The sequence below is a fragment of the Geodermatophilus sp. SYSU D00698 genome, assembly GCF_054050335.1.
Map to the genome: position 1 here is coordinate 23265 of NZ_JBJGZD010000021.1, position 15122 is coordinate 38386.

Annotated in this window: 13 protein-coding genes; 8 read left to right on the forward strand and 5 right to left on the reverse strand. The window is 76.4% G+C overall.

Annotation, left to right across the window (positions count from 1 at the left end):
* Positions 1–61 precede the first annotated feature (61 nt).
* Positions 62–1564, forward strand: coding sequence for a diguanylate cyclase domain-containing protein (locus ACI8AB_RS17720; RefSeq protein WP_456951194.1), 1503 nt, complete (start codon positions 62–64; stop codon positions 1562–1564).
* A 7-nt stretch (positions 1565–1571) separates the two neighbouring features.
* Here the strand turns inward: ACI8AB_RS17720 and ACI8AB_RS17725 are convergent, their stop codons facing one another.
* Both ACI8AB_RS17725 and ACI8AB_RS17730 read right to left on the reverse strand, forming a co-directional pair.
* Positions 1572–2171 (reverse strand): hypothetical protein, encoded by a 600-nt coding sequence (locus ACI8AB_RS17725; RefSeq protein WP_456951195.1) that lies wholly within the window; start codon positions 2169–2171, stop codon positions 1572–1574.
* Positions 2164–3828, reverse strand: coding sequence for a PHP domain-containing protein (locus ACI8AB_RS17730; protein WP_456951196.1), 1665 nt, complete (start codon positions 3826–3828; stop codon positions 2164–2166). Before ACI8AB_RS17730 ends, ACI8AB_RS17725 begins: the two co-directional genes overlap by 8 nt.
* A 162-nt stretch (positions 3829–3990) precedes the next feature.
* Between ACI8AB_RS17730 and ACI8AB_RS17735 the strand changes: the two genes are divergently transcribed.
* The 4 genes from ACI8AB_RS17735 (at position 3991) to ACI8AB_RS17750 (ending at position 7495) form a co-directional block, all read left to right on the forward strand.
* Positions 3991–4698 carry a class I SAM-dependent methyltransferase gene (locus ACI8AB_RS17735; RefSeq protein WP_387985114.1) on the forward strand — a complete coding sequence of 236 codons (708 nt, stop codon included), beginning with the start codon at positions 3991–3993 and terminating at the stop codon, positions 4696–4698.
* Positions 4699–4799: 101 nt separating this feature from the next.
* A complete protein-coding gene (locus ACI8AB_RS17740) occupies positions 4800–5786 on the forward strand; it encodes an asparaginase (protein WP_456951197.1) in 987 nt (328 codons plus the stop codon).
* A 68-nt stretch (positions 5787–5854) separates the two neighbouring features.
* Entirely contained in the window at positions 5855–6736 is an 882-nt protein-coding gene (locus ACI8AB_RS17745) for a polysaccharide deacetylase family protein (protein WP_456951198.1), read from the forward strand.
* A 66-nt stretch (positions 6737–6802) separates the two neighbouring features.
* Positions 6803–7495, forward strand: coding sequence for a hypothetical protein (locus tag ACI8AB_RS17750; protein ID WP_456951199.1), 693 nt, complete (start codon positions 6803–6805; stop codon positions 7493–7495).
* 33 nt (positions 7496–7528) lie between these two features.
* On the opposite strand, the gene amaB is transcribed toward ACI8AB_RS17750, so the two are convergent.
* From amaB to ACI8AB_RS17765, 3 genes are all read right to left on the reverse strand, one after another.
* Positions 7529–9058, reverse strand: coding sequence for an L-piperidine-6-carboxylate dehydrogenase (gene amaB, locus ACI8AB_RS17755; RefSeq protein WP_456951200.1), 1530 nt, complete (start codon positions 9056–9058; stop codon positions 7529–7531).
* A 134-nt stretch (positions 9059–9192) separates the two neighbouring features.
* Positions 9193–10350 (reverse strand): NAD(P)/FAD-dependent oxidoreductase, encoded by a 1158-nt coding sequence (locus ACI8AB_RS17760; RefSeq protein ID WP_456951201.1) that lies wholly within the window; start codon positions 10348–10350, stop codon positions 9193–9195.
* 85 nt (positions 10351–10435) lie between these two features.
* Positions 10436–11272 carry an HpcH/HpaI aldolase/citrate lyase family protein gene (locus tag ACI8AB_RS17765; protein ID WP_387985127.1) on the reverse strand — a complete coding sequence of 279 codons (837 nt, stop codon included), beginning with the start codon at positions 11270–11272 and terminating at the stop codon, positions 10436–10438.
* A gap of 133 nt (positions 11273–11405) precedes the next feature.
* Between ACI8AB_RS17765 and ACI8AB_RS17770 the strand changes: the two genes are divergently transcribed.
* From ACI8AB_RS17770 to ACI8AB_RS17780, 3 genes are all read left to right on the forward strand, one after another.
* Positions 11406–12005, forward strand: a complete 600-nt coding sequence (locus tag ACI8AB_RS17770; RefSeq protein WP_456951202.1) for a TetR/AcrR family transcriptional regulator — start codon at positions 11406–11408, stop codon at positions 12003–12005.
* 6 nt (positions 12006–12011) lie between these two features.
* Complete coding sequence (locus ACI8AB_RS17775; RefSeq protein ID WP_456951203.1) at positions 12012–14195, forward strand: MMPL family transporter; 2184 nt, start codon at positions 12012–12014, stop codon at positions 14193–14195.
* An 80-nt stretch (positions 14196–14275) separates the two neighbouring features.
* Positions 14276–15121 (forward strand): PhzF family phenazine biosynthesis protein, encoded by an 846-nt coding sequence (locus ACI8AB_RS17780; protein ID WP_456951204.1) that lies wholly within the window; start codon positions 14276–14278, stop codon positions 15119–15121.
* The last annotated feature ends 1 nt before the right edge of the window (position 15122 follow it).

A 15122-nucleotide genomic window follows, 5' to 3' on the forward strand; every position in this document is an offset into this window, starting at 1 on the left:
GCGGGCCGGACCGGTCGATGCAGAGGAGGAGTACCCCTTCCCGAGCACGAGGGCGGCAGCGATGGTCCGGTCTACGGCGCACCCGCGCCTGGCGGCGCTGGTCGTCGTCCTCGCCACCGCCGGGACGCTGGCCACCACGGTCCTCGGGCCGTCCGGCGCCGCGCTCGCCTCGGACCTGACCCAGACGCTGGCCGCCCTCGCCGCCGGCGCCGCGACCGCGCGGTTCGCCGTCGGCAGCACCGGCCTGCGGCTGCGGCTGGCCTGGGCACTGCTGGCCCTGGCCTGCACGTCGTGGGGCGCCGGCCAGGCGTACTGGACCGTCCTCGCCACCCGTGGCGAGGCGCCGTTCCCGTCGCTCGCCGACGTCGGGTTCCTCGGCTTCTGCCTGTTCGCCGTGCCGGCGCTGGTCCTGCACCCGGCCGGCGGCGGGCGGACCGGCCGCCTGCAGCGGCTCCTCGACGCGGTGATGACCACCGGCGCGGTCGGCCTGGTCAGCTGGCAGACGGCGCTGGGCGCGGTGCTGCGCGACGACACCGGCCACCACGTCGGCATCCGGCTGCTGCTGGCCGCCTACCCGGTCACCGACGTCGTCCTGGTCGTGCTGGCCGTCCTGCTGGTCACCCGCACCCCCGGCGACCGCCGCCCGCTGAACCTGGTCGCGGCCGGCGTCACCGCCCTGGCCGTCGCCGACAGCGCCTTCACCTACCTGTCCGCCACCGGCGCCTACGACGGCGGGACCGCCGACGTCGGCTGGACGGCCGCGTTCGCCCTGCTCGCCATGGCCGGGCTGTGCCACACCACCCTCGCGGGCGCCGGGCCCGACGGCCGCACCGGCGGCGTCCGCAGCACCGGCACCGCGGCCTCGCTGCTGCCCTACGTCCCGGTCGCCGTCGCGCTGGCCACCGCCCTGGTGCGCAGCCTCACCGGCACGCCGCTGTCCCCGGGCGAGATGCTGGCCGCCACGGGGGTGATCGCCGCGCTCATGGTCCGGCAGTACGTGACCGTGCGGGAGAACGTCCGGCTCGCGGCCGACCTCGCCGCCCGCGAGGCCCAGCTGCGGCACCTGGCCTTCTCCGACCCGCTGACCGGCCTGGCCAACCGGTCGCTGTTCCTCGACCGGCTCGAGCACGCCCTGGCCCTGCACGCCCGGGACATGCGGCCGGTCGCCGTCGTCTTCCTCGACCTCGACGACTTCAAGGCAGTCAACGACACCCTCGGTCACGCCGCCGGCGACGAGCTGCTGCTGCGGGTCGCCGAGCGGCTCACCGGCGCGCTGCGGGGCGGCGACACGGTCGCCCGGCTCGGCGGCGACGAGTTCGCCGCGCTGCTCGAGGACGGCGGCGACCCGCTGGAGGCCGCCGCCCGCATCACGGCGGCGATGGCCGTGCCGTTCGCCGTCGCCGGCCGCACCCGCGCCGTCGGCGCCAGCACCGGCGTGGTGGCGCTGGCCGCCGGCGACGCCGCGGTGGGCGCCGACCAGCTCATGGCCCGCGCCGACGCGGCGATGTACACCGCCAAGCGCGCGGGCAAGGGCCGCGTCGTCCACCACGGCGCCCCGGCCTGAGCTCCCCTCAGTGGTCGCTGCAGCAGTCCCGCTGTCTCGGGGACTCGAACGGGACGACCTCGCCGTCGCCCGACGCGGCCACCGGCAGCACGAGGACGCCGTCGCGGTACTCCGGGCGCACGTGCCCGCGGGTGCGCAGCACCAGGCCCGGGGCGGCCGCCACGCCGAGCAGGTCGACCGCCTCGATCACGCACCGCGCGGTCAGCTCGGCCAGCGGCAACCGGTCGGGGAGGTCCTCCTGACCGGGGAAGCGGACCAGCCGGCCGGAGGCCCGCTCCCGGTGCGCGCGGCCGACTGCGACCGCGTGCTCGACGTGCCCGGGGTCCCCGGCCGGCGGGGCGTCCCCGTCCCCCGAGACCACCACCGCGTCCCCGGGGCGGGCCCACGCCGCGACGGCGTCTGCGAGCTCCGCCGAGCGGGGAGCCCGCAGCGGGCCGGCGTGGTGGTTGCCGCCGGCCGACCGCACGACGTGCGTCGCCACCTCGGTGGCGCCGACCCGCCGGCCGAGGTCGAGCAGCCGGTGCTCGACCTCGGCCAGCGCGGCCGGCGAGGTGCCCGTGTCGCCGCAGACGGCGAGCCAGCAGTCGCCGGAGCGGGACTCAGCCAACGGTGACGAACACCGGGTTCGAGTAGAACCACAGGTCGGTCCAGGGGTCGCTGTCGCCCTCGGGGTCCTGCCGCGGCTCGATGCTGCCGGGCGCCGAGAAGTTGCCGTCGGTCCCGCGCAGCCGCAGGTAGAACGGGCGGTCGACCCGCCGGAACACGTGGTTGACCACGACCTGCCCGTTGCCGCGGACCTCGAAGGACTCGACGACGGCGGTCTCCGGCGCCGTCTGGGTGTCCCGGTCCGCCACCGGGCCGGTGACCGGGCCGCTGATCAGGTCGACCCGGCGCAGGACCGGCACGTCGCCGTGGGCGTTGGGCCGGCGGCGCGGGGTGGTCCGGACCTGCACGTGCACGTTCTCGCCGCGGCCGACGCGCAGCTGCTCGCCCAGGGTGGCCGGTGCGTCGCCACCGCCGTCGCCCCGGACGCTGACCTCCAGGGCGTCGACGAGGTCGCCGTGGACGACGAACGCGCGCCCGGCCCGCAGGCCGTCCATGACGGCGCCGTGGTCGCGGCTGGCCGCCCCCACCCACGTCCGCGAGTAGTGGCCGGGGAAGACGTCACCGCGGCCGACCTGCGGGACACCGCCGTCCACCGGGTCGCCGTAGCGGCCGTTGGCGGTGAACCACTCGCTGGTGTCCTGGCCGGCGGGTCGCACCAGCCGGTCGAGGTACACGGAGTGCGAGTCGGAGTTGGCGGTGATCCACCAGGGCCGGCCCTCCGCCAGCAGCGAGTCCCACACGCCGCCGACCTTGGCGGTCATCCAGTCGAAGCCGCCGAAGGTCCGGTAGGACTCGAGGGGGTAGCCGGGGAAGCTGTCGGGCCGGGGGCTGTTGCCGTAGTAGCCGCGCGCCTCGCCGGGGCCCGCCGGCGCCGGGATGCCGGCGGCCTGGTGCCCGGGCGCGCCCTCCATGCCGATCGCGATCCGCGGGTCGGCGTCGCGCCACGCGCGGAGCTCGTGCGGCGAGTCGATGCCGTTGCGGGCGGGGTGGTTGGCGAGGAAGAGCGCGTTGGGGGTGCGGCGGTTCGTCATCTGCTGACCGAGCCACCGGATGCCGGCCACCGCGCGGTCCTCGGTCGTGTTGCCGAGGGAGCCGTCGAACTGCTGCTCGAACTCCCGCAGGACGGCGACCTCCTCGCTGCTGGGGACGACGAAGACGGTGCCGTGCTCGGCGGCCGGGATGTTCCACTCCAGCCCCTGGAACACCAGCACGTCCCGGTGGGCCGTCCGGGCGGCGCGGATGTCGGGGTTGACCAGGTCGACGCCCAGGCGCGCGTGCGTGGCCGGGCCGTGGTCGGTGACGACCATCCAGTCGACGCCGTTGCGCCGGGCCTGCTCCACCTGCTGGCGGACGGTGTAGAGGCCGTCGGAGCTGTACTGCGTGTGGACGTGGTGGTCCCCGTTGAGCCAGGTGTAGGAGGCGGCGCCGCCGCTGCCCCCGCGCGGGGCGGCCTGGGCGGTCCGGGGCGCGCCGGCCACCGTCGCGCCGACCGCCAGACCGAGGACCCCGGCCGCCTGCAGGAACCGCCGGCGCGAGAGGTCGCCGGGCGAGAGGTCCCGGTCGGGGACCGAGACGTCGCCGTAGGGCGTCCAGGCGGCGGGCTCGTGCCCGTGGTCGTGACCGTGGTGGTGGTCGTGGTGGTGGTGCGGACCGGACACGTCTCTCCTCGGGGAGCGGCGACAGGAGGGCCGGCCGCGGGGAGCGGTCCGGCCCCGACCCATCCTCAGGACCGAGGTGACCGACGGGTGGCTCGTCGATGACACACCGTGGTGCCCGGCGTGACGTCTGCGCGACGGGCGTGGGGATGCCAGGGTGGACGGGTGACCGACGTCCAGCACCGCGACGGCCGCCGCACGGCCGCCGTCCGCACCTACCAGGGGCACGGCATCCACGCGGCCCCCGGCGTGCACGAGTACGCCGCGAGCCTGGTCCGGACGCTGCTCCCCGACGGCGGGCGGGTGCTCGAGGTCGGCTCCGGCTGCGGCGCGCTGGCGCTGCGGCTGCGCGACGCCGGGGTCGACGTCGTCCCCACCGACCTCGACCCGCCGCACGAGTGGATCGCCCGGCTCGACCTCGACGACCCGGACTGGACCGACGAGACCCGCGGCCCGTTCGACCTGGTGGTGTGCGTGGAGACGCTGGAGCACGTGGAGAACCCGCGGCAGGTGCTGCGCTCGATCCGGGCCCTGCTGCGCCCCGGCGGCCGGCTGCTGGTGAGCACCCCCAACGTCACGCACCCCCACTCGCGGCTGCTGACCCTGCTGCGCGGGGCGCCCTACATCTTCGGCCCGAGCCACTACCACTCCCCCGGCCACATCACGCTGCTGCCGGACTGGATGCTCACCGAGCACGTGCGGCTGGCCGGGTTCGACCGGATCGAGGTCACCACCGCCGGCGACACCCTCTACACCGGGCCCATGCGGCTGGCCTACCGCGTGGAGATGGCGGTGCTGCGGCTGCTCGGCATCCGGCAGCGGGCCACCTCCGGCGACGGCGTCTGCACCTTCGTCACCGCCACGGCGGTCTAGCGGCCGGGAGCGTGTGCGCCGACGCCGCGTCCCGGCGCACGGAACGCGGCGTCGGCGCACCCCGTCCCGGTCCCCGACACCTGCGTCCGGGAGGTCTCCCCATGTCCCTGGTGACGGTGCTCGCGACCGGCGGCACGATCGCGACCCGCGCCGACGCGAGCGGGGTGTCGACGGCGCAGGACGGCGGGGCCGACCTCGTCGCCCGGCTGGCCGGGGACCTCGGCGTCCGCCTGAGGGTCCGGGACGTGCTGCGGGTCGGCAGCTACCTGATGACGCTCGAGCGCATGCACGCCGTCGCGTCCGCGGTGGCCGGCGAGCTGGCCGACCCGGAGGTCGACGGGGTCGTCGTCACGCACGGCACGGACACCACCGAGGAGACCGCCTTCCTCCTCGACCTCGTCCACGGCGATCCCCGGCCGGTCGTGCTCACCGGCGCCCAGCGGCCGGCGGACGCCCCCGACAGCGACGGGCCGCGCAACCTCGCCGACGCGGCCACCGTCGCCGCGAGCCCGGCCGCCCGGGGCCAGGGCGTCCTGATCGCCTTCGGCGGGCACGTGTTCCCGGCACGGGGCACGCGCAAGGGCCACACGCTGGCGGCCGACACCTTCACCGCGCCGGACGCGGGTCCGCTGGGCTGGGTCCGGGACGGCGCCCTCCTCCTCGAGCGCTCGGCCCGCCGCTCCGCTCCCCTCGACCTCGCCCGCGTCGACCTGTCCGGTGTCCGCGTCGACGTCGTCGCCTGCCACCCCGACGCCGACGCCACCGCGCTGCACGCGTTCGCGGCGGCCGGCGCCCGCGGGATCGTCCTGGAGGCGACGGGCGCCGGCAACGCCAACCCCGTCGTCTGCCGGGCCGTCCGCGAGCTCACCGACGCCGGCGTCGTCGTCGTCACCTCGACGCGGGTGGCGGCCGGCCCGGTCGCCGCCCTCTACGGGAACGGCGGAGGCACCGACCTGCTCGCCGCCGGCGCCCTCCCCGCCGGCCTGCTGCGGCCCTCCCAGGCGCGGGTGCTGCTGGCCGTCCTGCTGGGGCTGGACCGGGACCCGGACGCCGTCCGCGCCGGGTGGCGGGCCCGGACCGCCGGCTGACCGGCACCGGCCGGCAGGAACGACCCCGGCCGCAGGTCGCGGTCCGGGGAACCCGAGAGGAGAGGTGCATGCCCAAGGAGATCCTCTGCGCCTTCGGCGTCGACGTCGACGCGGTGGGCGGCTGGCTGGGGTCCTACGGCGGAGAGGACTCGCCGGACGACATCTCGCGCGGCGTCTTCGCCGGCGAGGTCGGCGTCCCTCGCATGCTCGAGCTCTTCCGCCGCAACGGGATGCCGAGCACGTGGTTCTGGCCGGGCCACTCCATCGAGACGTTCCCGGAGCAGTTCGACGCCTGCGTGGCGGCCGGGCACGAGATCGGCGTCCACGGCTACAGCCACGAGAACCCCATCGCCATGAGCCGCGAGCAGGAGTCCGCGGTGCTCGACCGCTGCATCGAGCTGATCGAGGAGCGCGCCGGCCGCCGTCCCACCGGCTACGTCGCCCCGTGGTGGGAGTTCTCCCCCGTCACCAACGAGCTGCTGCTCGAGCGCGGCATCAAGTACGACCACTCGCTCATGCACCGGGACTTCGAGCCCTACTACGTCCGGGTCGGCGACAGCTGGACGAAGATCGACTACTCCCGGCCGGCCGACACCTGGATGAAGCCGCTGGTCCGGGGCCGGGAGACCGACCTGATCGAGATCCCGGCGAACTGGTACCTCGACGACCTGCCGCCGATGATGTTCATCAAGGCCAGCCCCAACAGCCACGGCTTCGTCAGCCCCCGCCACCTCGGCGAGATGTGGCAGGACCAGTTCGACTGGGTCCACCGGGAGATGGACTACGCGGTGGTCACCTTCACCGTGCACCCCGACGTGTCCGGCCGGCCGCAGGTGCTCCTCATGCTCGAGCGGCTCATCGAGCGCGTCAACGCCCACGAGGGCGTCCGCTGGACGACCTTCGACCAGATCGCCGACGACTTCGCGGCGCGCCGTCCCCGCCGGGACTGACGGCCGGCTCCCCCCAGCTGCCGCCGGCGGGCGCCGAGCGCCCGCCGGCCGAACGGAGGTCCCCGGGTGTGCGGTGCGTGCGGCCCCGGCCCGGCCGAGGACTGGGCCTCCCCCGTCCTCGGCTCCCCCGCGGCGCGGTCGGCGGCGGCCGCGGTGGTCGGGGCCGCCGCTCCCCGCGGCGTCCGCGTGCGGGCGGTGCCCGGCGGGTGGACGGTCGCCCGTCCCACCGGCGGGACCACCGTGGCCGGCACGCTCACCCGGCTGGTGGAGGCCGCCGCGGCCGATCCGGGCGCCGAGGTCGACCTGCCGCCCGCGGCCGGCGCCCACGTGCCGGTGGGCGGGCGCCGTCCGGTGACGCTGGTGCACGGTGCCGCGGTCCCCGGCGCGGTGGACACCCGCGACGTGGCCTGGCCGCACCGGGTGACCGGGGCCGGCGCACCCGTGGTGCTGACCGCCCGGGAGCGGCCGGAGGAGGTGCTGGACCTGCTCCTGGCCGACCCCCTCCGCCGCTCCGTCCGGGTCGCCGGCCTCGTGAGCGCCACGCGCGCGGGGTGGCGAGGCCCGGCCGCGCGGCTCCCCGGGGTCCCCGCCGCGGTCCCCCGCGACCGGGTGCCCGCGCTCGCCGCCCTGCTCGCCGTGCGGCTGGCCGGTCGCGGACCGCACGAGCGGACCCGCACCCGGGTGGCGGTCGACGGGACGCCCCTGACGCTCGACGCCCTCGGCCGGCGGGTGCTGGCCCTGCACGCGGGCGAGGGGTGACCCGGGCGACCGGCCCGGGCTCCCCCGCCGCCGTCAGATGGGGAACTCCACCCCCTGCGCGAGCGGCAGCTCACCGGAGAAGTTGATCGTGTTGGTGGCCCGGCGCATGTAGCCCTTCCACGCGTCCGAGCCGGACTCGCGGCCGCCCCCGGTGTGCTTCTCCCCGCCGAACGCGCCGCCGATCTCCGCCCCCGAGGTGCCGATGTTGACGTTGGCGATGCCGCAGTCGGAGCCGTCGGCGGCGAGGAAGCGCTCGGCCTCGGCCTGGTCGGAGGTGAAGATGCTCGACGACAGCCCCTGCGGGACGTCGTTGTTGAGCGCCACCGCCTCCTCCAGCGTGCGGTAGGGCAGCACGTAGAGGATCGGCGCGAACGTCTCCTGCCGGACGATGTCGGTCTGTCCGGGCATCCGGACCAGCGCGGGCTCGGCGTAGTAGGCGTCCGGCGCCTCGTCGGCCAGGCGCCGTCCCCCGCCGGCCAGCACCTCCCCGCCCTGCTGGCGGGCGGCCTCGAGCGCGTCCTGCATGGCCTTGAACGCGGCGTCGTGGATCAGCGGCCCGACCAGCGTGCCCGGCTCCAGCGGCGAGCCGATCGGCAGCCGGCGGTAGGCGGCCGCGACCCGCTCGGTGAGGGCGTCGACGACGTCGACGTGCGCGATGAGCCGGCGCATCGTGGTGCAGCGCTGCCCGGCGGTGCCGGCGGCGGAGAAGACGATGCCGCGGGTGGCGAGGTCGAGGTCGGCCGACGGCGTGACGATCGCGGCGTTGTTGCCGCCGAGCTCGAGCAGCGACCGGCCGAAGCGGTCGGCCACCCGCGGCCCCACGAGCCGGCCCATCCGCGTCGACCCGGTCGCCGACAGCAGCGCCACCCCGGGCGACTCGACCAGCGCCTCGCCGACGTCGGCGCCGCCGAGCACGACCTGGCTCAGCCCCTCCGGCGCGCCGGTCTCCGCGATCGCCCGGTCCAGCAGGGCGGCGGAGGCGAGCGCGGACAGCGGCGCGAGCTCCGAGGGCTTCCAGACGACGGGGTCGCCGCAGACCAGTGCGAGCGCGGTGTTCCACGACCAGACGGCGACGGGGAAGTTGAACGCGCTGATGACGCCGACGACGCCGAGCGGGTGCCAGGTCTCCATGAGCCGGTGGCCGGGGCGCTCGGAGCTGATCGTGCGGCCGTGGAGCTGCCGCGAGAGGCCGACGGCGAACTCGCAGATGTCGATCATCTCCTGGACCTCACCGGCCGCCTCGGAGGTGATCTTCCCGACCTCGACGCTGACCAGCGTGGCGAGGTCGGCCTTGTGCTCGCGCAGCAGCTCGCCGAACCGGCGGACCAGCGCGCCGCGCACCGGCGCCGGGACCGTCCGCCAGGTGCGGAACGCCTCGTCCGCGCGCCCGACGGCGGTCGCGACGTCGGCGGCGGTGTCCCGGCGCAGCGAGGCGACCCGCTGCCCGTTCACCGGGGAGGTCACCGGGAAGTCGCCCGCAATCGCGTCGAGGTCGACGCCGCAGCGGCCGGCGGCGTCGGCCGCCAGGCGCGCGAGGTCCTCGGCGGTGGGCAGGGTGGTCACAGGGCACTCCTCAGGGTGGGTGTGGTTGCCATCGTGCAGTCTCCCGCCGGCGGCCCCGTCCAGAGGCTCGCCGCGAGCTTGCGAGCGGTGAGGGGGACGGGGTCCTTCATCGAGCGGTGGGGGCAGAGGGGTCCTCACACGATGTTCAGTTCGGGGCGGACGCCGGCGCCGGCGAACCGGCGGACGTCCAGCCCGGAGACGTCGACGAACGGCTGCGTGCCGACGTACAGGTCACGCACCACCTCCCCGACCGCCGGTCCCATGAGGAACCCGTGGCCGGAGAAGCCGGTGGCGTACAGGAACCCCTCGACGTCGGCGGCGCGGCCGATGAGGGCGTTGTGGTCCGGCGTCATCTCGTACAGGCCCGCCCACCCGCCGGCGACGCCGACGCCGGCCAGCGCGGGCGCCCGCCGCTCGATCGCCGCGCCGAGCCGGGGCAGCCAGGCGTCGGAGCGGGTGAGCCGGAAGCCGGGGGTCTCGTCGGGGTCGGACATGCCCAGGAGCAGGCCCTCGCCCTCCCGGTGGAAGTAGAACGAGGTGCCGAAGTCGATGGTGAACGGCGTGTGCGGGTCCAGGCCGGGCACCGGCTCGGTGACCAGGATCTGCCGGCGCAGCGGGCTCACCGGCAGGTCGACGCCGGCCCACGCGCCGACCTGCGCCGACCACGGGCCGGCCGCGCAGACCACGGCCCCGGTCCCGATCGTGCCCGCCGCGGTCTCGACGGCGGCGACGCGCCCGTCGCGGACGTCGATGCCGGTCGCCGGGCAGTGCGGCAGCACGGTGACCCCGGCCCGCCGCGCGGCGGAGGCGTAGCCGAGCACGACCGACTCGGGCGTGCAGTGCCCGTCGGTGGGCGACCACGCGGCGGCCAGCAGCCCGTCCGGGTCGACCATCGGGGACAGCCGCACCGCCTCGGCGACGTCGACCATCCGGCTGGGCACGCCGAGGTCGTTCTGCAGCGCCACCGCCGCCTCGAAGTCCGCGACGGCCGCGGCGTCGTCGAGCAGGAACAGGTAGCCGACCGGGGCGAAGTCGATCTCCTGCCCGAAGCGGGCCGGGAAGTCGCGGAAGGTCTCCAGGCTGCGGGCGCCGAGGGCGACGTTCACCGGGTCGGAGAACATCGCCCGGACTCCCCCGGCGGCCCGGCACGTCGAGCCCGACCCGAGGGCGTCCCGCTCGAGCAGGACGACGTCCTGGACCCCGGCCAGGGCGAGCTCGTACGCCGTGGCCAGCCCGACGACCCCGCCGCCGACGACGACGACCGAGGCCGAGCGGGGCAGCTGCCGGGTCATGGGACCTCCTGCTCAGAACGGGACGGAGCCCCATCCTGGGCCCTGGCGGCCCCCCGCACCACGACCCGGCCGCCGCGGAGCCCGATCAGGCGGGCCGGACCCCGAACGTCTCGGCCAGCCGCTGGATCTTGCGCGCCCGGCCGAGTCGGGGCAGGTCGCTGCCGTCGCGGATGACCTGGCCGCGGGCCTCGAAGTCGGCGAGGAAGTCCAGCGCCCAGGCGACGTCGGACGGCGCGGGGCTGATCACCTCGTTGATCACCGGCGCCTGCTCGGGGTCCAGGCACAGCTTGCCGGTGAGGCCGAGGGTCACGGTGACCGCCGACTGCTCGCGCAGCACCGGGTGGCTGGTGCTCACCGTGGGGCCGTCGATCGGGCCGGGCAGGCCCCCGATCCGGCTGGCCACGACCAGCCGGGAACGCGGGTAGGCCATCGCCAGCTCGTCGGCGCTGGTGCCGGTGTCGCGGCGGTAGTCGCCGCTGCCGAAGGCGAGCCGGAAGGCGCCGCGGGCGCGGGCGATGGTCACCGCCTCCTCGATGCCCAGCGCCGACTCCACCAGCGCGAGCACCGGCGTCGAGCCGCCCAGCCGGTCGAAGGTCTCGGTGACGTGCTCGCCGGCCTCGGTCTTGGCCAGCATCACGCCGGCGAGCCCGGGCAGGCCGGCCAGGGCGGCGACGTCGTCCTCCCAGAACGGCGTCGAGTGGTCGTTGATCCGCACCCAGGTCGACCGGTCGCCGTCCCGCAGCCAGTCCACGACGCCGGCGCGGGCCTCGTCCTTGCGGGCCGGGTCGACGGCGTCCTCGATGTCGAGCACCACCTGGTCCGCGCGCGAGGCGTACCGCTCCGCGAACAGTTCCGGGCGGGCGCCGTTGACGAGGAGCCACGAGCGCGCGTCCGCCGGGCCGACCCTCCTGCGTGTCGTCATGACGTCATCCTCGCCCGGGGCGCGCGGAGACCCGGGAGCGACTCCCGCCCAGCGGGACGCTGTGAGCGACCCCACGCCGACCGGATCGGGCGGTCAGCCGACCGGATCGGTCGGTCGGCCGTAGCCTGGGACCGTGGCCCGCCCGTTCCGGCAGCAGATCGACGAGGGGATCCTCGACCGCGCCGCCGCCCTCTTCGCCCGGCGCGGCTACGCCAAGACGTCGGTCCAGGACGTCGCCGACGCCGTGGGCCTGTCCAAGGCCGGACTGCTGCACCACTACCCCAGCAAGGACGCGTTGCACGAGGCCGTGCTCGCGCAGGCGGAGACGCTCGGCGAGCGGGTGCTCGACCAGGTGGCACACCTGCCGCTGGGCCCGGCGCGGGACCGCCGCGCCGTCGAGGTGCTCGTCGACGTCGCCCTGGCCCACCCCGGCGTCGTCGCGCTGCTCCTGGCGCCGGCCACGCAGGGCGAGCCCGGCACCGAGGGGGCCCTCACCGAGGGGGCCGGCGCGATGGCGCTGGCCGCCTTCGGCGTCGACCCGGAGACCGCCGAGCCCGAGCGGTGCGTCCGGGTCGTCGGTGCCCTCGGCGCGCTCGCCGTCCTCACCCTGGCCGCCCGCCAGGCGGACCTGACCCCGGCGTGGCGGCCGTACGTCGTCGCGACCTGCTTCGACGCGCTCGGCCACCGCCGTCCGCGCGCGACCCCTTCCCACCCCACCCAGGCGGAGGCCTGATCGTCCATGGCAGTCCTGTTGTCCCGTCTCGGGACCTCCTCCGCGCGGCACCGGTTCGCCGTCCTCGCCGTGTGGCTGCTGGTCCTCGTGGCCGGCGGCGTCGGCGCGGTCACCCTCTCCGGGCCGACGTCGACCAGCTTCTCGATCCCCGGCCAGGAGTCCACGACCGCGCTGGAGCGGATCGGCGAGGAGTTCGGCGCGGGGGCCGGCGGCGTGTCCGCGCGGGTCGTCGTCGCCGCGCCCGAGGGCGCCACGCTGACCACGCCGGAGAACGCCGCCGCGGTCACCGGGCTGGCAGGCACGCTGGGGCAGCTGCCCGGCGTCGTGTCCGCGACCGATCCGCTGGACCCGGCCGCGCCGGCGGTCAACCCGCAGCAGACGGTCGGCTACAGCACCGTCACCTACGACGCCGAGGCCGGCGGGGTCACCCCCGAGGAGCAGGACGCGCTGCGCGACGCCGTCGCCGACGCCCGCGACACCGGGCTGACCGTCGAGGTCACCGGCCAGGCGCTGGAGGAGGTGCCGGCCGTCGGCGGCCCGGCCGAGGTCCTCGGCGTCGTCGTCGCGCTGGTCGTCCTGGCCGTCACCTACGGCGCGCTCGCCGTGGCCGGCATGAACCTGCTGACGGCGCTCGTCGGCGTGGGCGTCGGCGTCCTGGGCATCACCATCGCCACCGGCTTCGTCGACCTGTCCTCGACCACGCCGATCCTCGCCGCGATGCTCGGCCTGGCCGTCGGCATCGACTACACGCTGTTCATCGTCACCCGGCACCGGCAGGAGCTGCTGCGGGGCGCCGACGTCCACCGGTCCATCGGGCTGGCCGTCGGCACCGCCGGCTCCGCGGTGGTCACCGCCGGGCTCACCGTCGTCATCGCGCTGGCCGGGCTGTTCGTCGCCGGCATCCCGTTCCTGACCCAGATGGGTCTGGCCGCGGCCGCGACGATCGTCGTCGCCGTGCTGGTGGCGCTCACGCTGGTGCCGGCGGTGCTCGCCCTGCTCGGGCACCGGGTGCTGCCGCGCAGGAGCCGCGCCGCGGCGACCGCCGGGACCACCGTGCCGGCCCGCGGGCGGGGCTTCCTCGGCGGCTGGGTCGGCACCGTCACCCGGTTCCGCACGGCCTCCCTGCTGCTCGCGATCGTGGGCCTCGGCGTGATCGCGATCCCGGTCGCGTCCATGCAGACCACGCTCATCCAGACGCCGGCCGAGGGGACCTCCGCCGCCCGCGCCGACGCGCTGCTGGCCGAGGGCTTCGGCGAGGGCTTCAACGGCCCGATCACCGTCCTGTTCGAGGGCGAGCGGGCCGCGGAGGCCGCGGGGCAGGCCGCGGGCGCGGTCAGCGGCCTCGACGACGTCGCGCTGGTCGCGCCGCCGGTGCCCAACGCCGACGACACCGCCGCGCTGCTCACCGTGGTCCCCGGGTCGGGCCCGATCACGCCGGCCACCGAGCAGCTCGTCGCCGACCTGCGCGCGCAGCTGGCCGACCTCGACGGCGTCGACGCCCACGTCACCGGCGCGACGGCGGTCAGCGTCGACGTCGCGCAGAGCCTGGACGAGGCGCTGCCGAAGTACCTGCTGCTCGTCGTCGGGCTGGCGCTGGTGCTGCTCGTGCTGGTCTTCCGGTCGCTGCTGGTGCCGCTGGTCGGCGTCCTGGGCTTCCTGCTGACCATCGGCGCCTCGCTCGGCGCGACCGTGGCGGTGTTCCAGTGGGGCTGGCTGGCCGACGTGGTCAACCTGGACACCACCGGCCCGCTGCTGAGCCTCACGCCGATCCTGGTCATCGGCATCCTGTTCGGCCTGGCGATGGACTACCAGGTGTTCCTGGTGTCGCGGATGCACGAGGCGCACAGCCACGGCACCCCGCCGCTGGAGGCGATCCGCACCGGGTTCCGGCAGGCCGCGCCGGTCGTCGTCGCCGCGGCGCTGATCATGTTCAGCGTGTTCGCCGGGTTCGTCCCGGCCGGCGAGGCGACGATCAAGTCGATCGCCTTCGCGCTGGCCATCGGGATCCTGGTCGACGCGTTCGTCGTCCGGATGGTGCTGGTGCCCGCCGCGCTGGCGCTGCTCGGGAAGGCCGCCTGGTGGCTGCCCCGCTGGCTGCGCTGGCTGCCGGTGCTCGACGTCGAGGGCGCCGCGCTGGAGCGGCACCCCGGGCCCGCGCGCGAGCCGGCGCTGGCCGGCGACCCGCGCTGATCCACGACGTCCACGGCCCGTCTCCCCTCCCGGGGAGGCGGGCCGTGCGGTGTCATGGCGGGGTGGTGGACACGAGCCCGGTGAACCGTCCCGAGGTCCTGCGGTACGTCGCGTTCAGCGACGACCCGTCCGGCGGCAACCCCGCCGGGGTCGTGCTGGACGCGACCGGCCTGACCGACGACGAGATGCTGGCGATCGCCGCCGACGTCGGGTTCTCCGAGACGGCGTTCCTGCTCCCCCGCGCCGACGGCCTGGACGCCCGGTACTTCAGCCCGCTCGCCGAGGTGAGCTTCTGCGGCCACGCCACGATCGCCACCGCCGTCGCGCACGCCGAGCGCGCCGGCGCGGGGACGCTGCACCTGCGCACCGCGGCCGGCGAGGTGCCGGTGCGGACCGGGCGCGGCGCCGACGGCGCCTGGACGGCGACGCTCACCAGCGTCCCGCCGCGGACCGCGCCGCTGACCGACGGCGACCTGCGCGACCTGCTGGCGCTGCTGCGGCTGCCCCCGGGCGACCTCGACCCCGCCCTGCCGCCGCGGGTGGCCTACGCCGGCGCGTGGCACCCGGTGCTGGCCCTCGCCTCCCGCGAGCGGCTGGCCGTCCTCGACTACGACGTGCCCGGGCTCGGCCGGCTGATGGCCGACCGCGGCTGGACGACGGTCGCGCTGGTGTGGCGCCAGGACGCGACCACCTTCTCCGCGCGCAACCCGTTCCCGCCCGGCGGCGTCGTCGAGGACCCGGCCACCGGCGCGGCCGCGGCGGCGCTCGGCGGGTACCTGCGGGAGGGCGGGCACGTGGCGGTGCCCGCCCGGCTCACCGTGCTGCAGGGCGCGGACATGGGGCGGCCGAGCACGCTGTCGGTGCACGTGCCGGCCGGGAGCGGCGGCATCGAGGTGAGCGGCACCGCCGTCCCGATCCCGGGGTGAC